The sequence below is a fragment of the Vibrio sp. 10N.222.46.A1 genome (assembly GCF_041473595.1).
Classification (GTDB): domain Bacteria; phylum Pseudomonadota; class Gammaproteobacteria; order Enterobacterales; family Vibrionaceae; genus Vibrio; species Vibrio tasmaniensis_A.
In genome coordinates this window covers 1-2,259 of the sequence record NZ_JBFRSN010000779.1, presented here as the reverse complement: position 1 = coordinate 2,259, position 2,259 = coordinate 1, and the positions used below count along the sequence as shown (strand labels likewise).

The 2,259-nt window shown below is 44.7% G+C and carries 2 protein-coding genes; one reads left to right on the top strand and one right to left on the bottom strand.

All coding sequences use genetic code 11. The features are described from left to right. Positions 1-1,501, top strand: a 1,501-nt coding sequence (ppx, locus tag AB4496_RS20000; RefSeq protein ID WP_372131722.1) for an exopolyphosphatase, incomplete at its 5' end; no start/stop codon positions are given. A 78-nt stretch (positions 1,502-1,579) separates the two neighbouring features. Here the strand turns inward: ppx and AB4496_RS19995 are convergent. Then, positions 1,580-2,259: PstS family phosphate ABC transporter substrate-binding protein (locus AB4496_RS19995; protein WP_372131720.1), on the bottom strand; the 680-nt coding region annotated here is incomplete at its 5' end.

Here is a 2,259-nt window from a genome sequence, read left to right as displayed (position 1 = left end):
TGATAACAAACATTCTCGATGTATTGCCGCTATCGACTTGGGTTCGAACAGTTTTCATATGGTGGTTGCCCGAGTATTCGAACAACACCTGCAATTAGTCAGCAGACACAAACAGAAAGTGAGATTAGGTGATGGGTTGGATGAGTTTAACTTCTTATCCGAAAGTGCTATCGAGCGAGGCTTGGAGTGCCTCAAAGTGTTCGCAGAACGACTAGCGGATTTTGAACTTGATGATGTAAGAGTTGTTGCGACTCATACCCTAAGAAAAGCCAAAAACGCTCAAGACTTCTTAGAGCAAGCCAAACCACTGTTTCCTTTTCCAATAGAGATCATTTCAGGTCAAGAAGAAGCTCGAATAATCTATAACGGTGTAGAACACACTCAAACCGCTTCTGAATCTAAATTGGTTATTGATATCGGTGGAGGGAGTACGGAACTCGTCGCAGGGCAAGGCTTTACGCCCCTAATTATGCGCAGTTTACCTATGGGATGCGTCAGCTTCACTCAACACTTCTTTGCTGACGGAGAGCTAACCTCACAACACTTCTCAGATGCTTATACCGCGGCTACTCGTCTATTGATGCCATTGATTGAAGAATATACAAAGGCGCCTTGGGAAATCGCCTTTGGCTCATCAGGGACGACTAAGTCAATAAAAGAGGTACTCATTGGTTTAGGCTTTACCGATGGTCTCATTACGCCGCAACGTCTGTCCTATTTGAAAAATCACTTATGTGAGTTTTCATCATCCAAAACCTTAGACCTTTCAGGTTTAAGTGATGAGAGAAAGCCGGTGTTTGCTGCTGGCGTCATCATTCTTTCAGCAGCCATGGATACGCTAGACATAAAGGAGTTACATTTTTCTGATGGCGCCCTGAGAGAAGGCGTTCTTTATGACATGGAGGATAGGTTTAAAGATATTGATGTTCGAACAAGAACTGCCGAAACGCTCGTCTCTCGATACCATGTTGACTTAGCTCATGGCCAGAGAGTCAAAGAACTCGCCCTTGCATTACTGAAACAAGTGCAGCCTCAAGTAACGACTATGGTCACTAATGAGCTGTATGATCTAGTTGGTTGGGCTGCACTACTTCATGAGGTAGGGCAAAGCATCGCATTCCAAGGCTATCACCGCCATTCGGCTTATCTGCTTAAGCACACGACAATGCCCGGTTTCAATACTGAGCAACAACGTCTTATCTCGACATTGGTTCGCCACCAAAGAAAAGCGATTAAGCGGCAAGACTTGCCGGAACTGTCTCTATTTTCTCCACAACAAATAACGCTACTAATTCGCATATTAAGACTCGCTATCTTACTCAATCGTCAGAGAAATCAAGCACTAGTCCCAGACACGACTCTAACGATTGAACAAGAGGATAACTGGGGATTGAAAGGATCTAACAGCGATTGGTTGGCCCAAAACCAACTGCTTGAATATGAACTCAAAGAAGAACAACAACGTTGGCAAAATGCTGGATGGTCGTTAAAGATAGAATAACGAACAGTCAAAATAAAAACAGCCTGCGACTTAGCAAGCTGTTCATACGTTTGTTTTCTAAGTTTGTGTTAGCCTCAATCAGAGCCCGACTTTTGCCAACTCTTGCTCTGCGAACTCAGGCGGTATCGCTAAATAGCCATCTTTCTCTACCAGTTCTTGCCCTTGCTTCGAGAATACAAAAGTGAGGAACTCTCTCTCTACAGGAGAAAGCGGTTTATCTGGGTGTTTATTCACATATACATAGAGAAAGCGCGATAGAGGGTAATCTCCGCTTAAAATATTCGCTCGAGTAGGCTCTACGTAATCAGAACCATGCTCAGCAATAGGAATTAACTTAACACCAGCCACTCGATAACCAATACCTGAGTACCCTATCCCGCTGATTGATGAAGCGACCGACTGTACAACCGACGCAGATCCTGGCTGTTCATTGACTCGGTTCTTGAAGTCGCCACTACATAATGCGTTTTGTTTGAAGTAGCCGTAGGTTCCCGAAACGGAATTACGACCGAACAGTTGGAATCTATGTTTTGCCCACGGCTGGCTGATACCTAAATCTTGCCAATTGTTTAGCGGCTTAGTCGCGCCACAGCGCAATGTCTCTGAAAATATGCTGTCAATTTCGCGAAAATTAAGTCCCTCGATAGAGTTATCACGATGCACAAAAAGACCAATCGCATCGATAGCAACTCGAAGCGCCGTCGGCTTATAGCCATGCTCCCTTTCGAACGCTTCCACTTCTCGTAGGCGCATTGGAC